Consider the following 19,701-nt stretch of genomic DNA (forward strand, 5'->3'; position numbering starts at 1 on the left):
CTCGACGGGCGCGTCTACGGCGTCGACCACGGTGTCTGCCTGCACACCGAGGACAAGTTGCGAACGGTCTTGTGGGGCTGGGCGGGCAAGCCCATCGACGACGAAACTCTGGACGCGGTCGCCCGACTGGCCGAAGCGCTGCGCGGCCCGCTCGCCGACACGCTGGCCCGGCACATCACTGCCCGGGAAATCTCGGCGTTACGCCGGCGGGCTCGTGCGTTGCTGGACAATCCGGTGATGCCCACTCCCGACCGGCATCGTCCCATTCCGTGGCCGGCGTTCTGACGCGACGATCGAAATCGATACGCTCCCTTGCTATGCCGCGTCGTTCGCCTACTCGGTTGACTCTCCGGCCAGCGTCGACCAAATCCTCTCGGACTGGACACGATCCAAGCGAGAAATGGACCCCCATCGACGGAGGCCGGGTGCGCGGCGAGGTCACCGTGGCGATGCGCGGGGCACCGCTTTCCGGGATTTGCGAGGCGTTGCTTGCGCCGGCCAGCAATGGTTCGCGGTGGGAGCTGAGCGGGACCGTGGCAGTCAAGGTCCCACTGGTCGGAGGCCCCATCGAAAACATGATCGGGACCCAACTGGCCACCGGCATCACTCAACTCCAGCGCTTCACCGCAGAGTGGATCGTAGAAAACCGCTGACCTTAGGCCGCGCAACGACCAGTCTCAATCGGCCGTCGGCATACTGGATCGGTGAGCCAAGCCCGCGACCTGACCGACGCTGCGCTGGCCGCTCAATTGGCCGAGGACGCCGGAAAGCTGTTGCTGGCGGTGCGCGACGACGTCGGGTTCGACTATCCCTGGCTTCTGGGCGATGCCGGCGATGCGCAGGCCAACTCACTGCTGCTGCGGCGGCTGCGAGCCGAGCGGCCAGGTGACGCGGTGCTCAGCGAGGAAGCCTATGACGACCTCTCCCGGTTGGAGGCCGACCGGGTGTGGATCATCGACCCGCTGGACGGCACCCGCGAGTTCTCCACGCCCGGCTGTGACGATTGGGCGGTCCATGTGGCGTTGTGGCAGCGCGACCGCGGGCCGCACGGTGCCATTACCGACGCAGCGGTCGCGTTGCCCGCGATCGGTGAGCTGTACCGCAGCGACACCGTGAGCGCGCACACCTCGGCGCGCTCGGGGCCGATTCGTATTACTGCCAGCGCAAGCCGGCCGCCCGCGGTGCTGTACCGGCTGCGGGAACGGCTGGATATCGAAATGGTACGGATCGGTTCGGCCGGCGCGAAGGCGATGTCGGTGGTGCGCGGCGATGCCGACGCCTACATCCATGCCGGCGGGCAGTGGGAGTGGGACTCGGCCGCGCCCGCGGGCGTGCTGTTGGCGGCTGGCCTGCACGCGTCCCGGCTGGACGGCTCCGAGCTGGTCTACAACCGGCCCGCCCCGTATCTACCTGATCTGCTGATGTGCCGCCCGGAGCTGGCCGACGTGCTGCTGGGCGCCATTCGGTTGGCCAGCTGACCGGCGCTTAAAGTCGACGGTATGCAATCCTGGCTCTCCCCGCCCCGACCGGTGTTGCCGGGACGCGGGCCGGAGCTGCGGCTGTATGACACCGCCGATCGCCAGGTGCGCCCAGTGGCCGCGGGTCGAACCGCAACCATGTACGTCTGCGGAATCACCCCCTACGACGCCACCCATCTGGGCCACGCCGCGACCTATCTGGCCTTCGACCTGGTGCATCGGCTGTGGCTGGATCTGGGTCACGAGGTGCAGTACGTGCAGAACGTCACCGACGTGGACGACCCCTTGTTCGAGCGCGCGGACCGCGACGGTGTCGACTGGCGCGAACTAGCCGCGCGCGAAGTCGCGCTCTTCCGCGACGACATGGCGGCGCTGCGGGTGCTGGCTCCGCAGCAATACGTTTCAGCGACCGAGGCGATCGCGGAAGTCGTCGAGCTGGTCGAGAAGATGCTGGCCTCCGGCGCGGCCTACCTTGTCGACGGCGAATACCCCGACGTCTACTACCGGGCCGACGCCACGCTGCAGTTCGGCTACGAGTCCGGCTATGACCGCGAAACGATGCTGCGGCTGTCCGCCGAGCGTGGCGGCGACCCGAACCGCCAAGGCAAGAGCGACGAACTCGACGCGCTGATGTGGCGGGCCGCGCGACCGGGAGAACCGAGCTGGCCGGCGCCGTTCGGGCCCGGCCGGCCCGGCTGGCACGTCGAATGCGCCGCGATCGCGCTGAGCCGCATCGGTACCGGCTTCGACATCCAGGGCGGCGGCAGTGACCTCATCTTCCCGCACCACGAGTTCACCGCCGCGCACGCCGAATGTGTCAGCGGGGAGCGGAGATTCGCCCGCCACTACGTACACGCCGGGATGATCGGCTGGGATGGGCACAAGATGTCCAAGAGCCGGGGCAACCTGGTGCTGGTTTCGACGCTGCGCGGGCAAGGCGTCGAGCCGTCGGCCATCCGGCTGGGCTTGTTGGCCGGGCATTACCGCGCCGACCGCTACTGGGATACCCGACTCCTCGACGAGGCGACCGCTCGGTTGCACCGGTGGCGTACCGCAACCGCACTTTCCGTCGGTCCCGATGCCACCGACACCGTCGCCCGGGTTCGCCAATACTTGGCCGACGACCTCGATACCCCGAAAGCCCTTGCCGCCGTTGACGGTTGGGTCGCCGATGCGTTCGAGTACGGGGGCCACGACTCCGCTGCTCCGCAGACGGTGGCAACCGCGGTCGATGCGCTGCTCGGTGTAGACCTGTAATCGCCGCGGCGGTACGTTTCCCCCCATGACGCCAGTCAGTTCCCAAGTCGTATTAATCACCGGTGCTGCAGGGGGAATCGGCGCGGAAGTCGCACGTCGGTTGCGCGACAAGGGCGCCAAATTGGTCCTGACCGACCTCGACGAGGCAGCGCTGAACAAGTTGGGCACCGAACTCGGTGACGAATGGGTGCTGAGCGTTGTCGGCGACGTGCGCGACCGCGCGGCGATGCAAGCTGCCGTCGACCACGCCGTCGAACGGTTCGGCGGCATCGACACCGTGGTGGCCAATGCCGGAATAGCCAGCTACGGGTCAGTTCTCCAAGTCGACCCGGACGCGTTTCGGCGGCTGATCGACGTCAACGTGCTTGGGGTGTACCACACGGTGCGGGCCACCCTTCCATCGGTGATCGACCGGCGTGGCTACGTGCTGATCGTCTCGTCGCTGGCCGCCTACGCCGCCGCCCCGGGTATGGCGCCCTACGACGCTTCCAAAGCCGCGGTCGAGCACTTCGCCAACGCGCTGCGGCTGGAGGTGGCGCATCTCGGCGTCGACGTCGGATCGGCCCACATGTCGTGGATCGACACGGCGATGGTGCAGGACAGCGAGGCCGACCTGGCCACGTTCGCCGAGATGATCGGCAAACTGCCGTATCCGCTCAACCGCACAACGTCGGTGCACAAGTGCGCGCGGGCCTTCGTCAAGGGCATCGAGCGGCGCAAGCGCCGCATCAACTGCCCACGCTGGGTTGCAGCGGTCCGTTGGCTGCGGCCGCTGCTGTCGACTCCGGTGGGCGAGGCGCCGGTGCGGCGGTTCGTGCCGGATCTGCTGCCGCGGATGGACGCCGAAGTGGCCGCGCTGGGCCGTTCCACCAGCGCCCACACCGAAGCACTCGAGCAGCGCTAGAACCCTTGCGCGAGTGTGGATTTGAGGCACGCTATGCCGCCGGCAGGCGTGTCAAAAGTCCACGTTCGCCGCAGAATCAGCGCCCGAAGCCGGGGCGGCGACGCCGCAGGTAGCGCTCGAACTCGGCGGCCAGCGCATCGCCGTCGATCTTGCCCAGCGCCTCATGCATGTCGACTTCGGCATCGCCGCGCTGCTCGAGCGAGGCAACGTACTCGGCGATCTCCTCGTCCTCGGCGGTCATCTCGCTGACCGCCTGCTCCCACTCCTCGGCTTGGGCCGGCAGGTCGGCCAGCGGCACCTCGATGTCGAGCACGTCTTCGACGCGGCGCAGCAGCGCGACCGTGGCCTTGGGGTTCGGTGGCTGAGACACATAGTGCGGCACCGCCGCCCAAAAGGTGACCGCCGGAATTCCGGCCGCCACGCAGGCGTCCTGGAACACTCCGGCGATGCCGGTGGGGCCCTCGTAGCGGGTTTCCTCCAAGCCGAAGCGCCGAGCCGACTCCGGCGAGTAAGCCGCCCCCGACACCGGCACCGGCCGAGTGTGCGGCGTGTCGGCCAGCAGCGCCCCGAGGATCACCACGGTCTCGACGTTGAGCTTGTCGGCGATAGCCAGCAACTCGGCGCAAAACGTGCGCCAGCGCATATTCGGCTCCACCCCATGCATCAGCACGATGTCGCGGTCGCTGCCCGGCGGGCGGCAATGCGTGATCCGCATCGCCGGCCACACCAGCTCGCGGGTGACGCCGTCGACTTGGCGGATCACAGGCCGATTCACCTGGTAGTCGTAGTAGGCCTCGTCGTCGATCTCGACGATCGGCTCGGCCTCCCAGATGGCGTCCAAGTGCTCCACGGCGTCGCTGGCGGCGTCGCCGGCGTCGTTCCAGCCCTCGAAAGCCGCCACCACGACGGTGTTGTGCAGTTCGGGCAGCGCGGCCCTGGCATCGGGCGGGGTCACAGGATCAGCGTACGGCGTTGCACAGCCTGTTCGCGCTGTGACGAACAGAGCATTTGGATAGGCCAGCTATGCTTGCCGGGGTGACTTTCTCGAACGATCACGCCTACGACACCGACCTGCTCGACACCTTGGCGCAACGCGTCATGGTGGGCGACGGTGCCATGGGCACCCAGTTGCAGGCAGCGGACCTGACGCTTGATGATTTCCGCGGCCTGGAGGGCTGCAACGAGATCCTCAACGAGACCCGGCCCGATGTGATCGAACGGATTCACCGCGCTTATTTCGAGGCCGGCGCCGATGCGGTAGAGACCAACACCTTCGGCTGCAACCTACCCAACCTCGGCGACTACGACATCGCCGACAAGATCCGCGACCTCGCGCACCGGGGCACCGCGATCGCGCGCGGGGTGGCCGATGAGCTTTCCACGCCGGAGCGCAAACGCTACGTGCTGGGGTCGATGGGGCCGGGCACCAAGCTGCCCACCCTCGGCCACACCGAATACGCGCTGATCCGCGACGCCTACACCGAGGCCGCACTGGGCATGCTGGAGGCCGGCGCGGACGCCATCCTCGTGGAGACTTGCCAGGACCTGCTGCAACTGAAGGCGGCGGTGCTGGGCTCACGGCGGGCGATGAATCAGGCCGGGCGGCACATCCCGGTGATCACCCACGTCACCGTGGAGACCACCGGCACCATGCTGCTGGGCAGCGAGATCGGTGCCGCGCTGACCGCAATTGAGCCGCTCGGTGTCGACATGGTCGGACTGAACTGTGCCACCGGGCCGGCCGAAATGAGCGAGCACCTGCGCTACCTGTCGCGCCACGCCCGCATCCCGGTGTCGGTGATGCCCAACGCGGGCTTGCCGGTGCTGGGCGCCAACGGCGCCGAATACCCGCTGCAGCCCGACGAGCTGGCCGAGGCACTGGCCGGTTTCATCGCCGAGTTCGGCCTCTCGCTGGTCGGCGGCTGCTGCGGCACCACGCCCGAGCACATCAGCAAGGTCGCCGAGGCCGTGCGCACCGTGACGCCCGGGCAGCGGCAGATCGCCTACGAGCCGGCGGTGTCGTCGCTGTACACCTCGGTCCCGTTCAAGCAAGAGGCGTCGGTGCTGGTGATCGGTGAGCGGACAAACGCTAATGGCTCCAAGGCATTCCGCGAGGCGATGATCGCCGAGGACTACCAGAAGTGTCTGGACATCGCGAAAGACCAGACCCGTGACGGCGCACACGTTTTGGATCTGTGCGTGGACTACGTGGGCCGCGACGGGGCGGCCGATATGACCGCGCTGGCCAGTCGGCTGGCCACCGCGTCGACGCTGCCGATCATGCTGGACTCCACCGAAACCGCGGTGCTGCGAGCAGGTTTGGAGCACTTGGGTGGGCGCTGCGCGATCAACTCGGTCAACTACGAAGACGGCGACGGTCCTGAGTCTCGGTTTCACAAGACCATGGAACTGGTCGCCGAACACGGCGCGGCGGTGGTCGCGCTGACCATCGACGAAGAGGGCCAGGCCCGCACGGCCGACAAGAAAGTCGCTATCGCCGAACGGCTGATCGACGACATCACCCGCAATTGGGGTGTCGATGAATCCTCCATCCTCATCGACTGCCTGACCTTTACCATCGCCACCGGTCAGGAGGAGTCACGCAAAGACGGCATCCAGACCATCGAGGCGATCCGCCAACTGAAGAAACGCCACCCGAGCGTGCAAACCACGCTCGGGTTGTCCAACATCTCGTTCGGCCTCAATCCCGCTGCACGCCAAGTACTCAACTCGGTATTCCTACACGAATGCCAGGAGGCGGGGCTGGATTCGGCGATCGTGCACGCGTCGAAGATCCTGCCGATCAACCGGATTCCAGAAGACCAGCGCACGGTGGCGCTCGATCTGATCTACGACCGCCGCCGCGACGGCTATGACCCGCTGCAAGAGCTGATGGGGATGTTCGAGGGCGTGTCGGCGGCGTCGTCAAAGGAATCCCGCGCCGCCGAGCTAGCCAAGCTGCCGCTCTTCGAGCGGCTGGCCCAGCGCATCGTCGACGGCGAGCGCAACGGTCTGGAAGCCGATCTCGACGAGGCGATGACGCAAAAGCCGCCGCTGGCCATCATCAACGAGAACCTGCTGGCCGGCATGAAAACCGTTGGGGAGCTGTTCGGTTCGGGGCAGATGCAGCTGCCGTTCGTGTTGCAGTCGGCCGAGGTGATGAAAGCCGCCGTCGCGTATCTAGAACCCCACATGGAAAAGGCCGACGACGGCGGCAAGGGCCGCATCGTGCTGGCCACCGTCAAGGGCGATGTGCACGACATCGGCAAGAACCTCGTCGACATCATCTTGAGCAACAATGGCTACGAGGTGGTCAACCTCGGCATCAAGCAGCCGATCGGCAACATCCTCGAAGTCGCGGAAGACAAAAGCGCCGATGTTGTCGGCATGTCAGGTCTGCTGGTGAAATCCACCGTGGTGATGAAGGAAAACCTCGAGGAGATGAACACCCGAGGGGTTGCCGAGAAGTTCCCGGTTCTGCTTGGCGGCGCAGCGTTGACCCGCAGCTACGTCGAAAACGACCTCGCCGAAGTCTACGAGGGTGAAGTGCATTACGCCCGCGACGCGTTCGAGGGCCTGAAGTTGATGGACACCATCATGAGCGCCAAGCGCGGCGAGCTGCCCGACACCGAAAGCCCGGAGGCGATCGCTGCCCGGGAAAAGGAAGCCGAACGCAGGGCCCGCCACGAGCGCTCCAAACGCATTGCTGCACAACGCAAAGCCGCTGAGACACCAGTAGAAATACCCGAGCGCTCCGACGTCGCCGCCGATGTCGAGGTGCCGACGCCGCCGTTCTGGGGGTCGCGGATCGTCAAGGGCCTGGCGGTGGCCGACTACGCCGCGCTGCTTGATGAGCGCGCGCTGTTCCTGGGCCAGTGGGGTCTGCGCGGCGCCCGCGGCGGCAATGGCCCGTCGTATGCAGAGCTGGTGGAGACCGAAGGGCGGCCGCGGTTGCGTTACTGGCTGGACCGGCTGTCCACCGATGGGGTGCTGGCGCACGCCGCGGTGGTGTACGGCTACTTCCCGGCGGTCTCCGAGCGTGACGACGTGATCATCCTTGCCGAGCCGACACCTGATGCGCCGGAGCGGTTCCGCTTCACTTTCCCGCGCCAGCAGCGCGACCGGTTCCTCTGTGTCGCCGACTTCGTCCGGTCACGGGCCCTGGCCAGTGAACGTGGCCAAGTTGACGTGCTGCCCTTCCAGCTGGTGACGATGGGTGACCCGATCGCCGAGTTCGCCAACGAGCTGTTCGCGTCCAACTCCTACCGCGACTATCTGGAGGTGCACGGCATCGGCGTACAGCTCACCGAGGCGCTGGCCGAGTATTGGCACCGGCGGGTCCGCGAGGAGCTGCGCTTCTCCGGCGACCGGGCGATGTCCAGCGAGGACCCGGAATCCGTGGAGGACTACTTCAAGCTCGGCTATCGCGGCGCCCGGTTCTCGTTCGGCTACGGCGCCTGCCCTGACCTGGAGGACCGGGTCAAGACAATGGCGCTGCTGCAGCCGGAGCGCATCGGGGTGAGCCTGTCGGAGGAGATGCAGCTGCATCCCGAGCAGTCCACCGACGCGTTCATCCTGCATCACCCCGAGGCCAAGTACTTCAACGTCTGACGCCTATGGCTTACTCAGCGCCGGTGCGGACCGCCGTCCGGTTCGCGTCGATAGCCGCGCTCGGCGGGCTGTTCTTCGGCTACGACGTCTCGGTGACCAACGGAGCGGTGGCTGCGCTGCAAGACCAATTCCGGGTCGGCAACGCGCTGTTGGGTTTGGCAGCCGGCGCCGGGCCGCTGGCGGCTGCGGCAGGAGCGATCACCGCGGGCCGGATCGCCGACCGGATGGGCCGGCGGTCCATGATGAAGCTTGCGGCCGCGCTTTATCTGGTGTGCGGGCTCGGCACCGGGCTGGCCGGCAACATCTGGATCTTCGTCGTGTGCCACGCGGTGGGCGGCTTCGGTATCGGTATCGCCTCTGTGGTGTCGCCGGCCTATATCGCCGAAATTTCGCCACCGCGTATCCGCGGTCGGCTCGGCTCGCTGCAGCAGCTCGCGATCGTGTGCGGCATCTTCCTGGCCCTGGCAGTGGCCTGGGTGCCGTTTCACATCGCGGGCGGTTCCCGCGCAGAGTTATGGCTGGGGTTGGCCGCCTGGCGCTGGACCTTCCTGGCAGAGACCATCCCGGCGATCCTCTATGGTGCGCTGGTTTTCAGGGTTCCGGAATCCCCGCGCTATCTGGTTGCGGCACAACAAATTCCAGAAGCACGCCGAGTGCTTTCCCTGGTGCTCGACGACAGTGAAGTCGACCTCACGGTCAATCGCATCCACGAGACGTTGAGACGAGACCATCGACCGTCGTGGCGTGATTTGCGCAAGCCGTCCGGCGGCTTGTACCGGGTCGTGTGGGTGGGCCTCGGGGTGGCGGTGTTTCAGCAGCTGGTCGGGATCACCGTGATCTTCTACTACGGCAGCGTGCTGTGGCAGGCGGTGGGTTTCGGGGAGAATGCATCGTTCGGCATCGCCGTGGCCACCTCGGTCGTCAACGTGGTGATCACATTGATCGCTATGACGCTGATCGACAAGGTCGGCCGCAAGCCGCTGCTGTTGACCGGCTCGGCGGGCATGGCGTTGATGTTGGCGACGTTGTCCGCCGTCTTCGCCCACGTCCCGTTCGCCGGTGGCAAGCCGCACCTCACCGAAGCTTCCGGTGTGGTCGCGCTGATCGCCGCGAACCTCTTCGTCGTCGCGTTTGCAGTGTCGTGGGGACCGGGGCTGTGGGTGCTGTTGGGCGAGATGTTTCCGAACCGCATCCGTGCCGCGGCCGTCGGATTGGCATCCGCCTGCCAGTGGCTGACCAACTTTGCGGTCGCGTTCACCTTTCCGGCGCTGCGTGAGGCGCTCGGCTTGGCGTACGGCTTTTACGCACTGTGCGCCGCGTTGTCGTTTGTGTTCGTGTGGCGACATGTCCGGGAGACCAAGGGCGTCTCCCTGGAAGACATGCATGCCGAGATGTTGCACGAGTGAACGTTTTCGTGTTCGAGCGGGCGTGTCTGTACACAGCCACGTGGTCAACCCGGCATTTGTGCCTGCTCGCCGCTGAAGCGGACCATACCTCAAAACTGCCGTGACTTTGCTGGCCGGCACGTGAAACAATCGCTGGCCGTGAAGACTTTCGAGGATCTGTTCGCCGAACTCGGCGAGCGTGCCCGCGACCGACCGGCCGGCAGCGCCACCGTTGCCGCGTTGGACGGGGGAGTCCATGAGCTCGGCAAGAAGATCCTCGAAGAAGCCGGCGAAGTGTGGCTGGCCGCCGAATACGAGCCCGACGACGCGTTGGCCGAAGAGATCAGCCAGTTGCTCTACTGGACACAAGTGCTGATGATCTCGCGTGGACTCAGCCTCGACGACGTGTACCGGAAGCTCTAGATGCTGCGCGTCGCGGTGCCCAACAAGGGTGCGCTCAGCGAGCCGGCGAGCGAAATCTTGTCGGAAGCCGGCTACCGTCGCCGCACCGACCCCAAGGATCTGACCGTGCTGGATCCGGTCAACAATGTCGAGTTCTTTTTTCTGCGGCCCAAAGACATTGCCGTCTACGTCGGATCCGGTGATCTCGACTTCGGGATCACTGGTCTGGATCTGGTGCGTGAGTCCAACGCGCCGGTGCGCGAACGGTTGGCGCTGGGTTTCGGGTCCTCCAGCTTCCGATATGCGGCGCCGGCGGGTCGTGAATGGACCACCGCCGATTTGACCGGCGTCCGAATCGCCACCGCCTATCCGAATCTGGTACGAAAAGATCTGGCCGCCAAGGGAATCGAAGCGACCGTGATCCGGCTCGACGGCGCTGTGGAGATTTCGGTGCAGCTGGGAGTCGCCGATGCCATCGCCGACGTGGTGGGGTCCGGTCGCACGCTTGGGCTGCACGATTTGGTGGCCTTTGGTGAACCGCTGTGTGATTCCGAGGCGGTGCTCATCGAACGAGCCGATCCCGGTCAATCGGACCCTGCCCACGCTGCGGCCCGCGACCAGATGGTGGCCCGCGTACAGGGCGTGGTGTTCGGCCAGCAGTATCTGATGCTCGATTACGACTGTCCGCGTTCGGCGCTTGACCAAGCCACCTCGATCACACCGGGGTTGGAGTCACCGACCATCGCGCCGCTGGCCGACCCTGACTGGGTAGCGGTCCGTGCACTGGTACCGCGGCGCGACGTCAACGCGATCATGGACGAGCTCGCCGCTATCGGAGCAAAGGCGATCCTGGCGTCCGACGTCCGTTTCTGCCGATTCTGATCACGTCGCGGTATCCGCGCCGCGGCTGTGTTAGCGTGCCGGACTGTCCCCGTGCCAGGAGGATCGCCGTGACGCACTCCCTTGTGCTGCTCTTCGCATTGTTGATCGGCGTCGTCGCCGGATTACGTGCCTTGACAGCTCCCGCGGTGGTTGCGTGGGCCGCGCTGCTCGACTGGATCAACCTCGGGGGGACGTGGGCGTCGTGGGTGGCTCACCCGGTGACGGTCGCCATCCTCACCGTCCTTGTGGTTATCGAACTGGTCACCGACAAACTGCCGATGACCCCGAGCCGCACCGCCGCCGCCTCGTTCATCGCGCGAATCCTGTTGGGCGCGTTCGCTGGCGCTGTTATCGGCACCGCGTGGGGTTACACCTGGAGCGGGCTCGGCTCGGGTGCCGTTGGCGCGGTGCTCGGCACGCTCGGCGGCTATGAGGCACGTATCCGACTGGTCGGCGCCACCGGCGGCCACGACCGCTCAGTGGCGCTGCTGGAAGATACGGTCGCGGTCCTGGGCGGGCTTGCCGTTGCGGCGATGCCTGCGGTTCTCTAGCAAAGCCTTTCAGCGGCGTCGCTGGCACCAACCCCCGTCGGCTCCGTGCGCTGGCCAGCGGGCCACCCTGGGTAGGGCGGCGGCGTCCCCCCGAAAGCCGGGCAGTGTTGCTGGTGCGGGCACCAATCGCAGAGCCGCGACGGCCTGGATCGGAAATCCCCAGTAGCACCGGCGGATTGGATGGCCCGCCAGATCGCCATCAGCGTCTTCTCGAAGCGCAGCAGCTCCTCGTGGTCGGGGGAATAGTCGAGTAGCTCACCGTCGGCCAAGTAGATGAGCCGCAACCGGGTCGGAAGCACACCGCGCGAACGCAGCAGTGCCACCGCATAGAACTTCATCTGAAACAAAGCCTTGAACTCCGCCAGTGCACGCGCCGCCGGCGGCGCCTTGCCAGTCTTGTAGTCGACCACCCGCAACTCACCGGTCGGCGCGACGTCGATGCGGTCGATAAAGCCGCGCAGCAGCGTGCCATCGGCCAGCTCGACCTCGACGCGCTGCTCGCAGCTTTGCGGGTCGAATCGGGTCGGGTCTTCCAACCGGTAATAGCCGGACAACAACGCGCGGGCCTCGTCGAGAAATTCGGCCTGCTGTGCAAGGTCAAGGGCGCGGGCTAACGCCGGCTCCTCGGCCATCATCTGCTCCCAGGCCGGTGCCACCAGCGCCAGCGCGGTGTCACGGTCACGCTGCACCGGCGGCAAGGCGTAGAGCTGTTCCAGTGCGGCATGGACCACCGATCCCCGCAACTGGGCCGTCGACGGCGGCTCAGGCAGCCGGTCGATCGCGCGGAACCGATACAGCAGAGGGCACTGCTTGAAGTCGGCCGCCCGTGACGGTGACAACGCCGGCCGCAGGGCCTCCGTGGGAGCAGGAGGCGCGCCGGCGCACGTCGATGTCATGGCCTGATGCAATCACAAGGCTCCGACAAAAACCCGCTACCACACCGATGTCTGTGTCTAAACGGATGAGGCAGACGTGCGGAGCCCACTCGTGCGATCGACACACCTCGTCGTCCGTCGGCAACAAGTTTCCTGACCGCGCAAACAGGGAAAGTTGCATCCGTGGACGGCGAGGCCGCGCTATGCCAGCCACAGGCAATTGATTGACCTCACAAAGGATCGTCAACCGATGAGTCAGGCCAGGCACGGGCGTGATGTCGAATGCACCCATCACGGTCCCATGACCGTTAGCCCGGCCGGCGCCTTGCACGGTCGGCACGACTCGCGCTATCCGCCGCGCCACCACCACGGCGTCCACCGGCAGGCCCGTCGGGATGGCCCTGTGACCAACCCACGTATCCGCGCAGTAACGGCTATGGCAGCACTGGCAGTGATCTCAGCTGGCATCGGGGCGGGCGGCGACAGCGGTTAACCGGTTGCGGTTCGACGACGCCAGCACACCGGCCGCCAGTCAGGCGCCGGCGGGCGCGGCGGTGGCGCAAGTGGAGCAGGTGGCAGCCAAAGTGGTGCCGGCCGTGGTGAAGTTGCAAACCCATGCGGGTGCTGAATCCACTACTGGTTCAGGCATTGGTTGAATCCGGACGGGCTGATTCTGACCAACGACCACGTGGTGTCGGTGCCCGCTGCCGACCCCAGCGGCGCCCAGACACGAACCGTCACGGCCCAGAAACCAAACCGTCGCGACACCCGCTGACGGCCGCGTCGCGCCCGTCAGTGTGGTTGCCACCGATCCGGCCAGTGACCTTGCAGTCGTTCGAGCACACGGTGTCTCGGGGCTCACCCCGATCACCTTCGGCTCGTCGGCGCAGCTTCACGTCGGCCAAACCGTGGTGGCGGTGGGATCGCCTCTGGGATCGACCGGCACAGTGAGCACCGGGATCGTCAGCGCGCTGCACCGCCCGCGTGCCGAGCGGCAGTGGCGGCAGCGACCGGCATCGTCGTGCCCGACGCTATCCAAACCGACGCCGCCATGAACCCGGGAAGCTCCGGCGGTGCCCTGATCGACATGAACGGCGCGCTCGTCGGGGTCAACTGTGCGATCGCGGTGGTCGGCGATGACAGCGGCCAGGGCCGAATCGGTTCCACCGGTTTGGGTTTCGCCATCCCGGCCGATCCCGCCAAGCGCGTTGCGGATTCGCTCATCGCCGGCGGCACCGCCCCGCGGGCCAAAGGAATTGGTGCCCAAGCGAATCCACACAACCCTCGACGCTTACCGTCAAGCATCCTTGGATTGCCCGGAACCGAGGCGCTCGCCGACTCACCGGCCCGGGGACAAACCCCGCGCGCCGGATATGGCGCGTGTGCTGGCACGCTAGAGCACTGTGTCCGCAACCGGCCCGTTCGCTGTGGGCGACCGCGTCCAGCTCACCGACACCAAGGGTCGCCACTACACGATGCTGCTCACCGCGGGCGCCGAGTTCCACACCCACCGCGGCGCGATTGCGCACGACGCAGTGATCGGCCTGCCCGAGGGCAGCGTGGTGAAATCCAGCAACGGCGACGACTTTTTGGCGCTGCGCCCGCTGCTCGTGGACTACGTGATGTCGATGCCTCGCGGTGCCCAGGTGGTCTATCCCAAAGATGCCGCGCAGATCGTGCATGAGGGCGACATCTTCCCCGGTGCCCGGGTATTGGAAGCCGGCGCGGGATCCGGCGCGCTGACCTGCTCACTGTTGCGGGCGGTCGGGCCGCACGGACAAGTGATCTCCTACGAGGTGCGGGCCGACCACGCCGAGCATGCCCGCCGCAATGTCGAGGCGTTCTACGGGCGCCGACCGGACAACTGGCAGCTGGTCATCTCCGACCTCGCGGACTGCGATTTAGCCACCGGCGCCGTGGACCGGGTGGTGCTGGACATGCTCGCACCGTGGGACGTACTGGATGCGGTGTCGCAAGTGGTGGTCCCCGGTGGTGTGCTGATGATCTACGTGGCCACCGTCACCCAGCTGTCGAAGACGGTGGAGACCCTGCGGCAACAGCAGTGCTGGACCGAACCGCGAGCATGGGAGACGCTGCAACGGGGGTGGAACGTCGTCGGGCTGGCGGTTCGCCCGGAGCACACCATGCGCGGCCACACCGCGTTCCTGGTATCCGCGCGCCGGCTTGCCCCCGGCACCATCACGCCCACCGTCCTCCGACGCAAGCGACAGCGGTAGACCGGTCGCGCTCAGTCGTCGTCACTGCGATGCAGGCCGCGCCGCACCGACAGCAACTCCAACTCTGGGTGTGCGGCCACCAGGCGTTCGGCGGCGTCGAGCACCGCGACGGCGTGGCCGCGGTCGCGCGACACCATGGCCACCCCGAGCCCGGCCCGCCGATACAGGTCGTGCGACCCCGTCTCGGCGGCTGACACGCTGAACTTGCGCTGCAGTTCGGCCACGAGCGGCCGAATCACTGAGCGCTTCTGCTTGAGGGAGCGCACGTCGCCGAGCAGGACGTCGAATTCGAGCCAGCCGATCCACATACGGGTCGCTTACGGCGTCGGCGTGGGCGGCGTACCCGTCTGCGAGTTGCCGAAACCCAGCAGCATGTCGGCGGTCTGATGCGACAACTGCCAGCCACCTTGGTAGGGCTTGAACTCCATCGGGAACGAGAACCCGGGAGCGTCCCGATTCGGTGAGGTCACATTGACGGTGGCCACCACATCGGCTGGATCTTTGTCCGACCAGGCGAGGTCTGTCGCGTTGAACGTCGCGGGCGCGTAGCCGCCGTCGACCAACGCGGTGGCGAACTTCTCCAGAGCCGCGGCGTTATCCGGTGTTGCGCTTTCAACCAGGTTGAGCTTCTGGGTGCCCGGCACTGCCGGGTCGGCCAGCCGGTACAACACGTCGGTGAGCGCCTCCGGTGGGGGCAGCGGCGGAGTCTGCGGAGTGGCCGCGGGACTCGACGCCGCCGGTGCCGACGCGACAGACAAGGACGCAGCAGACGACGACGGGGCGGAGCCGCGCTGGCTATGTGAGCACCCCGATAGCCCAAGTGCCGCCACAACGGTGGCCGCACTTAAGACGACGAGTAGCTGCCGGACCATCCATCCAGGAGCGGTCAGCCCGAGGCCTGCACGGCCTGCAGCAGCGACATCGCCGAACTACGGGACAGCTTCCAGCCGCCCTGGTTGACGAACGTGATGTTCTGGGTCGTCGGCGCAAGGTTCGGACCAGAGGCAGTGATATCCGCCGATGCGGCACCGGGACCCGCCGGCGCGATGTTGGCGACGGTGAACGACAGCGGAAGGGACCCGTTTTGAGCCGCTTTTTGCAGCTTCCGGTCGGCGATGCGGCCTTCGACCCCGCCGACGCCCCCTTCGACCAAATTGCTCTTGCTCGCAAACGGAACGTTGGGGTTCTGCAGGCCGTTGAGAACGCCGACCAGTTGGTCGGGCGTTGGCACGTCGGCTGCTGGGTCCAGCGGCAGCGGCGCGCCAAAGACGACCGGCTGCACATGAGGCGCCGACGGGGCTACGGATGCAATCGAGGTCACACCGGCGGCCGCTGCACCGATTGCAGCGACGGCCGCCAAGCCTGTGGCTAGGGATTTCACGCTTTCGGCTGTCCTTTCGATCGGCCTGATTCGGTGCGAAGGCTACCAGTGGGTACTTATCTGTTGAATTTTGATCCCCGCAAGAATCCCAAATCGCCGGTAGCTTTGAAGTATCCGCCGCGCCAACATCCGGCGCGCGAAAGGAGCTCAACATGGGTGACTCAGAGCGTGAAACGTTCGAACCCCCGCGTGAACGAGAGCTGTCCAGCGACGACGCCGCCGAATTAGAAGAATTGCGGCGGGAAGCGGCGCTGCTTCGTGAGCAACTCGACAACGCTGTGGGGTCGCAGGGACCTGTCCGCGGAGCCCGTGATGTGCACCAGCTCGAGGCGCGTATCGACTCCCTCGCCGCACGTAATTCCAAGCTGATGGAAACCCTGAAGGAAGCTCGCCAGCAGCTGCTGGCGCTGCGCGAGGAAGTCGACCGGTTGGGCCAGCCGCCAAGTGGTTACGGCGTGCTGCTGGGGACCCATGACGACAACACCGTCGACGTGTTCACCTCCGGCCGCAAAATGCGACTGACGTGCTCCCCGAACATTGACGTCACCTTCCTTAAGAAGGGCCAAACCGTTCGGTTGAATGAAGCCCTGACCGTCGTCGAAGCCGGCACATACGAATCGGTCGGCGAAATTTCCACCTTGCGCGAAATTCTCTCCGACGGTCACCGGGCCCTGGTTGTCGGCCACGCGGACGAGGAACGCATCGTTTGGCTTGCCGAGCCGCTGGTCGCCGAGGACCTGCCTGATGGGGTTCCCGACGCGCTCAACGACGACACGAGGCCACGCAAGTTGCGTCCCGGCGACTCGCTACTGGTCGACACCAAAGCCGGCTATGCGTTCGAGCGCATTCCGAAGGCAGAGGTCGAAGACCTGGTGCTGGAGGAGGTGCCCGACGTCAGCTACGACGACATCGGTGGCCTGTCCCGCCAGATCGAGCAGATCCGCGACGCAGTCGAGCTGCCGTTCCTGCACAAGGAGCTCTACAGGGAGTACGCGCTGCGCCCACCCAAGGGTGTGCTGCTCTACGGACCGCCGGGCTGTGGCAAGACGCTGATTGCCAAGGCGGTGGCCAACTCGCTGGCCAAGAAGATGGCCGAGGTTCGCGGCGACGATGCGAAGGAGGCCAAGTCGTACTTCCTAAACATCAAAGGCCCAGAGTTGTTGAACAAGTTCGTCGGCGAGACCGAGCGCCACATCCGGTTGATCTTCCAGCGGGCCCGCGAGAAGGCCTCGGAAGGAACCCCGGTGATCGTGTTCTTCGACGAGATGGACTCGATCTTCCGCACCCGCGGCACCGGTGTTTCCTCCGACGTGGAGACGACGGTGGTCCCGCAGCTGCTGTCCGAGATCGACGGGGTGGAGGGACTTGAGAACGTCATCGTGATCGGCGCCTCCAACCGCGAGGACATGATCGATCCCGCGATCCTGCGGCCGGGCCGTCTCGACGTCAAGATCAAGATCGAGCGCCCAGACGCTGAGGCGGCGCAGGACATCTTCTCCAAGTACCTCACCGAGGAACTGCCGCTGCACGCCGACGACCTCGCCGAGTTCGGCGGCGACCGCTCCGCCTGCATCAAGGCGATGATCGAGAAGGTCGTCGAGCGGATGTACGCCGAGATCGACGAGAACCGGTTCCTGGAGGTCACCTACGCCAACGGTGACAAGGAAGTCATGTACTTCAAGGACTTCAACTCGGGGGCGATGATCCAAAACGTCGTCGACCGCGCGAAGAAAAACGCGATCAAGTCGGTGCTCGAGACCGGTCAGCCGGGCTTGCGTATCCAGCACCTGCTGGATTCGATCGTCGACGAGTTCGCCGAGAACGAGGACCTGCCCAACACCACCAACCCCGACGACTGGGCGCGGATCTCGGGCAAGAAGGGCGAGCGGATCGTCTACATCCGCACCCTGGTCACCGGCAAGAGCTCCAGCGCGTCGCGGGCCATCGACACCGAGTCCAACCTGGGCCAGTACCTGTAAGCGCCGGTCTGGTATCGAGGCTGCGCTGACGGCATCGATCCTGCGCTCACGGCGTCGACAACGTCCCGGGCGTGACTGTGGGTGCAGTCTCGGCGCAGTGGACGCAGACTCGACGCTGCGCTGCTGCTCCCCGCCCGCTTCGCGGGCCGCATCGGCGCCGTCGCCTAGGCTTTAGCCATGCAAAGGATTATCGGGACGGAGGTCGAGTACGGCATCTCGTCGCCGTCGGACCCGACCGCGAACCCGATCCTCACCTCGACGCAGGCGGTACTGGCGTATGCGGCGGCCGCCGGCATTCAACGCGCCAAGCGGACCCGCTGGGACTACGAGGTGGAATCGCCGCTGCGTGACGCCCGCGGGTTCGACCTGAGCCGCTCAGCCGGCCCGCCGCCGGTGGTCGACGCCGACGAGGTCGGCGCCGCCAACATGATCTTGACCAACGGGGCGCGGCTGTACGTCGACCACGCTCACCCCGAATACTCCGCGCCCGAATGCACCGACCCGCTGGACGCCGTTATCTGGGACAAGGCAGGGGAGCGGGTGATGGAGGCGGCCGCCCGCCACGTCGCCAGCGTGCCCGGGGCGATAAAGCTGCAGCTGTACAAAAACAATGTCGACGGCAAGGGCGCCTCGTACGGGTCACACGAGAACTACCTGATGAGCCGCCAGACCCCGTTCTCGGCCGTCATCGTGGGCCTGACTCCGTTTCTGGTGTCCCGACAGGTGATCACCGGCCAAGGCCGGGTCGGCATCGGCGCCGCCGGCGACGAACCCGGTTTTCAGCTCGCGCAGCGCGCCGACTACATCGAGGTCGAGGTAGGCCTGGAAACCACACTCAAACGCGGCATTATCAACACCCGCGACGAGCCGCACGCCGACGCCGACCGGTACCGCCGGCTGCACGTCATCATCGGCGACGCCAACCTCGCCGAGACGTCGACGTATCTGAAACTCGGTACCACGGCGCTGGTGCTCGACCTGATCGAAGAGGGCATCGACCTCAGCGATTTGGCGCTGGCGCGCCCGGTGCACGCCGTGCACACCATCAGCCGTGACCCGTCGCTGCGGGCCACGTTGGCGCTGGCCGACGGCCGGGAACTGACTGGGCTTGCGCTGCAACGCGTGTATCTGGATCGGGTGGCCAAGCTGGTCGATTCGCGCGACCCCGATCCGCGCGCCAACGACATCGTCGAGACCTGGGCCCACGTGCTCGACCTGCTCGAACGCGATCCGATGGAGTGCGCCGAGCTGCTGGACTGGCCGGCCAAGCTGCGGCTCCTCGAAGGGTTCCGCCAGCGGGAGAACCTGAGCTGGTCGGCGCCGCGGCTGCACCTGGTCGACCTGCAATACTCCGACGTCCGGCTGGACAAGGGCCTCTACAACCGGCTGGTCGCCCGCGGCTCAATGCGGCGTCTGGTCACCGAACAACAGGTGCTGGGCGCGGTGGACAACCCGCCCACCGACACCCGGGCCTACTTCCGCGGCGAGTGCCTGCGCCGCTTCGGCGCCGACATCGCCGCCGCCAGCTGGGACTCGGTGATCTTCGATCTAGGTGGTGACTCGCTGGTGCGGATCCCGACATTGGAGCCGCTGCGGGGCAGCAAGGCGCACGTCGGGGCGTTGCTGGACTCTGTCAATAGTGCGGTCGAACTGGTGGAACAACTGACCACCTGAGCGTCGTTACCCGGGGAAAGGTCGGTGCGGACCGGTAGGGTAGAGGAACCGGCGCCGGCGTGATGCGGCGCCGATGACGAAGCAG

18 protein-coding genes and 3 pseudogenes are annotated in these 19,701 nt (G+C 66.3%); 16 read left to right on the top strand and 5 right to left on the bottom strand.

All coding sequences use genetic code 11. The annotated features are described in order from the left end of the window. From ACFE99_RS07155 to ACFE99_RS07175, 5 genes and pseudogenes are all read left to right on the top strand, one after another. Positions 1-285: pseudogene (locus ACFE99_RS07155) on the top strand (phosphatidylinositol kinase); the annotation flags it as partial. Between the two features lie 32 nt (positions 286-317). Continuing rightward, positions 318-653: a DUF2505 domain-containing protein gene (locus tag ACFE99_RS07160; protein WP_375483784.1), complete on the top strand. Its 336-nt coding sequence runs from the start codon at positions 318-320 to the stop codon at positions 651-653. Between the two features lie 51 nt (positions 654-704). Beyond that, the gene (locus ACFE99_RS07165; RefSeq protein WP_375483786.1) at positions 705-1,478 is read left to right on the top strand and encodes a 3'(2'),5'-bisphosphate nucleotidase CysQ; all 774 of its coding nucleotides are present in this window, start codon (positions 705-707) and stop codon (positions 1,476-1,478) included. A 21-nt stretch (positions 1,479-1,499) separates the two neighbouring features. Then, a complete protein-coding gene (mshC, locus tag ACFE99_RS07170) occupies positions 1,500-2,735 on the top strand; it encodes a cysteine--1-D-myo-inosityl 2-amino-2-deoxy-alpha-D-glucopyranoside ligase (protein ID WP_375483788.1) in 1,236 nt (411 codons plus the stop codon). 25 nt (positions 2,736-2,760) lie between these two features. Next, entirely contained in the window at positions 2,761-3,639 is an 879-nt protein-coding gene (locus ACFE99_RS07175; RefSeq protein ID WP_375483790.1) for an SDR family oxidoreductase, read from the top strand. Between the two features lie 76 nt (positions 3,640-3,715). On the opposite strand, the gene ACFE99_RS07180 is transcribed toward ACFE99_RS07175, so the two are convergent. Continuing rightward, positions 3,716-4,594, bottom strand: a complete 879-nt coding sequence (locus tag ACFE99_RS07180) for a PAC2 family protein (protein WP_375483792.1) — start codon at positions 4,592-4,594, stop codon at positions 3,716-3,718. 68 nt (positions 4,595-4,662) lie between these two features. On the opposite strand from ACFE99_RS07180, the gene metH reads away from it, so the two are divergent. From metH to ACFE99_RS07205, 5 genes are all read left to right on the top strand, one after another. Continuing rightward, positions 4,663-8,250: a methionine synthase gene (metH, locus tag ACFE99_RS07185; RefSeq protein ID WP_375483794.1), complete on the top strand. Its 3,588-nt coding sequence runs from the start codon at positions 4,663-4,665 to the stop codon at positions 8,248-8,250. Between the two features lie 5 nt (positions 8,251-8,255). Continuing rightward, complete coding sequence (locus ACFE99_RS07190; protein WP_375483796.1) at positions 8,256-9,656, top strand: sugar porter family MFS transporter; 1,401 nt, start codon at positions 8,256-8,258, stop codon at positions 9,654-9,656. Positions 9,657-9,776: 120 nt separating this feature from the next. Next, positions 9,777-10,058, top strand: coding sequence for a phosphoribosyl-ATP diphosphatase (locus tag ACFE99_RS07195; protein ID WP_375483798.1), 282 nt, complete (start codon positions 9,777-9,779; stop codon positions 10,056-10,058). Further along, a complete protein-coding gene (hisG, locus tag ACFE99_RS07200) occupies positions 10,059-10,919 on the top strand; it encodes an ATP phosphoribosyltransferase (RefSeq protein ID WP_375483800.1) in 861 nt (286 codons plus the stop codon). It begins immediately after the preceding gene. Between the two features lie 68 nt (positions 10,920-10,987). Then, positions 10,988-11,470: a DUF4126 family protein gene (locus ACFE99_RS07205; protein ID WP_375483802.1), complete on the top strand. Its 483-nt coding sequence runs from the start codon at positions 10,988-10,990 to the stop codon at positions 11,468-11,470. Here the strand turns inward: ACFE99_RS07205 and ACFE99_RS07210 are convergent. Beyond that, positions 11,467-12,366: a RecB family exonuclease gene (locus ACFE99_RS07210; RefSeq protein ID WP_375483804.1), complete on the bottom strand. Its 900-nt coding sequence runs from the start codon at positions 12,364-12,366 to the stop codon at positions 11,467-11,469. The two genes, ACFE99_RS07205 and ACFE99_RS07210, sit on opposite strands and share 4 nt — an antisense overlap. A gap of 476 nt (positions 12,367-12,842) precedes the next feature. Between ACFE99_RS07210 and ACFE99_RS07215 the strand changes: the two genes are divergently transcribed. The 4 genes and pseudogenes from ACFE99_RS07215 to trmI all read left to right on the top strand — a co-directional run bounded on the left by ACFE99_RS07215 (position 12,843) and on the right by trmI (position 14,582). Then, positions 12,843-13,001: a hypothetical protein gene (locus ACFE99_RS07215; protein ID WP_375483806.1), complete on the top strand. Its 159-nt coding sequence runs from the start codon at positions 12,843-12,845 to the stop codon at positions 12,999-13,001. A 141-nt stretch (positions 13,002-13,142) separates the two neighbouring features. Further along, a pseudogene (locus ACFE99_RS07220) lies at positions 13,143-13,313 on the top strand (trypsin-like peptidase domain-containing protein); the annotation flags it as partial. Further along, positions 13,280-13,408, top strand: a pseudogene (locus ACFE99_RS07225) (hypothetical protein); the annotation flags it as partial. The pseudogenes ACFE99_RS07220 and ACFE99_RS07225, both read left to right, overlap by 34 nt. 340 nt (positions 13,409-13,748) lie before the next feature. After that, on the top strand, positions 13,749-14,582 hold the full coding sequence (trmI, locus tag ACFE99_RS07230; RefSeq protein WP_375483808.1) for a tRNA (adenine(58)-N(1))-methyltransferase TrmI: 834 nt from the start codon (positions 13,749-13,751) through the stop codon (positions 14,580-14,582). Between the two features lie 11 nt (positions 14,583-14,593). Here trmI and ACFE99_RS07235 read toward each other — a convergent pair whose 3' ends face one another. Genes ACFE99_RS07235 through ACFE99_RS07245 form a run of 3 tightly spaced genes read right to left on the bottom strand, consistent with a single transcriptional unit; the run spans position 14,594 to position 15,963 of the window. Continuing rightward, entirely contained in the window at positions 14,594-14,890 is a 297-nt protein-coding gene (locus ACFE99_RS07235; RefSeq protein ID WP_375483811.1) for a DUF503 domain-containing protein, read from the bottom strand. 9 nt (positions 14,891-14,899) lie between these two features. After that, complete coding sequence (locus tag ACFE99_RS07240; protein ID WP_375483813.1) at positions 14,900-15,454, bottom strand: hypothetical protein; 555 nt, start codon at positions 15,452-15,454, stop codon at positions 14,900-14,902. Between the two features lie 14 nt (positions 15,455-15,468). Further along, the gene (locus ACFE99_RS07245) at positions 15,469-15,963 is read right to left on the bottom strand and encodes a hypothetical protein (protein WP_375483815.1); all 495 of its coding nucleotides are present in this window, start codon (positions 15,961-15,963) and stop codon (positions 15,469-15,471) included. Between the two features lie 152 nt (positions 15,964-16,115). Between ACFE99_RS07245 and arc the strand changes: the two genes are divergently transcribed. Further along, complete coding sequence (arc, locus tag ACFE99_RS07250) at positions 16,116-17,942, top strand: proteasome ATPase (RefSeq protein ID WP_375483817.1); 1,827 nt, start codon at positions 16,116-16,118, stop codon at positions 17,940-17,942. A 177-nt stretch (positions 17,943-18,119) separates the two neighbouring features. Beyond that, positions 18,120-19,616, top strand: coding sequence for a pup deamidase/depupylase (gene dop / locus ACFE99_RS07255; RefSeq protein ID WP_375483819.1), 1,497 nt, complete (start codon positions 18,120-18,122; stop codon positions 19,614-19,616). The last annotated feature ends 85 nt before the right edge of the window (positions 19,617-19,701 follow it).

The organism is uncultured Mycobacterium sp. (genome assembly GCF_964249325.1).
GTDB lineage: Bacteria > Actinomycetota > Actinomycetes > Mycobacteriales > Mycobacteriaceae > Mycobacterium.

Bases quoted from the DNA above. Each gene is read 5' to 3' on its own strand.
- ACFE99_RS07160 (WP_375483784.1), top strand. From the start codon at position 318: ATGCCGCGTCGTTCGCCTACTCGGTTGACTCTCCGGCCAGCGTCGACC.
- mshC (WP_375483788.1), top strand. From the start codon at position 1,500: ATGCAATCCTGGCTCTCCCCGCCCCGACCGGTGTTGCCGGGACGCGGG.
- ACFE99_RS07175 (WP_375483790.1), top strand. From the start codon at position 2,761: ATGACGCCAGTCAGTTCCCAAGTCGTATTAATCACCGGTGCTGCAGGG.
- metH (WP_375483794.1), top strand. From the start codon at position 4,663: ATGCTTGCCGGGGTGACTTTCTCGAACGATCACGCCTACGACACCGAC.
- ACFE99_RS07190 (WP_375483796.1), top strand. From the start codon at position 8,256: ATGGCTTACTCAGCGCCGGTGCGGACCGCCGTCCGGTTCGCGTCGATA.
- hisG (WP_375483800.1), top strand. From the start codon at position 10,059: ATGCTGCGCGTCGCGGTGCCCAACAAGGGTGCGCTCAGCGAGCCGGCG.
- ACFE99_RS07210 (WP_375483804.1), bottom strand. From the start codon at position 12,366: ATGACATCGACGTGCGCCGGCGCGCCTCCTGCTCCCACGGAGGCCCTG.
- ACFE99_RS07235 (WP_375483811.1), bottom strand. From the start codon at position 14,890: ATGTGGATCGGCTGGCTCGAATTCGACGTCCTGCTCGGCGACGTGCGC.
- ACFE99_RS07240 (WP_375483813.1), bottom strand. From the start codon at position 15,454: ATGGTCCGGCAGCTACTCGTCGTCTTAAGTGCGGCCACCGTTGTGGCG.
- arc (WP_375483817.1), top strand. From the start codon at position 16,116: ATGGGTGACTCAGAGCGTGAAACGTTCGAACCCCCGCGTGAACGAGAG.
- dop (WP_375483819.1), top strand. From the start codon at position 18,120: ATGCAAAGGATTATCGGGACGGAGGTCGAGTACGGCATCTCGTCGCCG.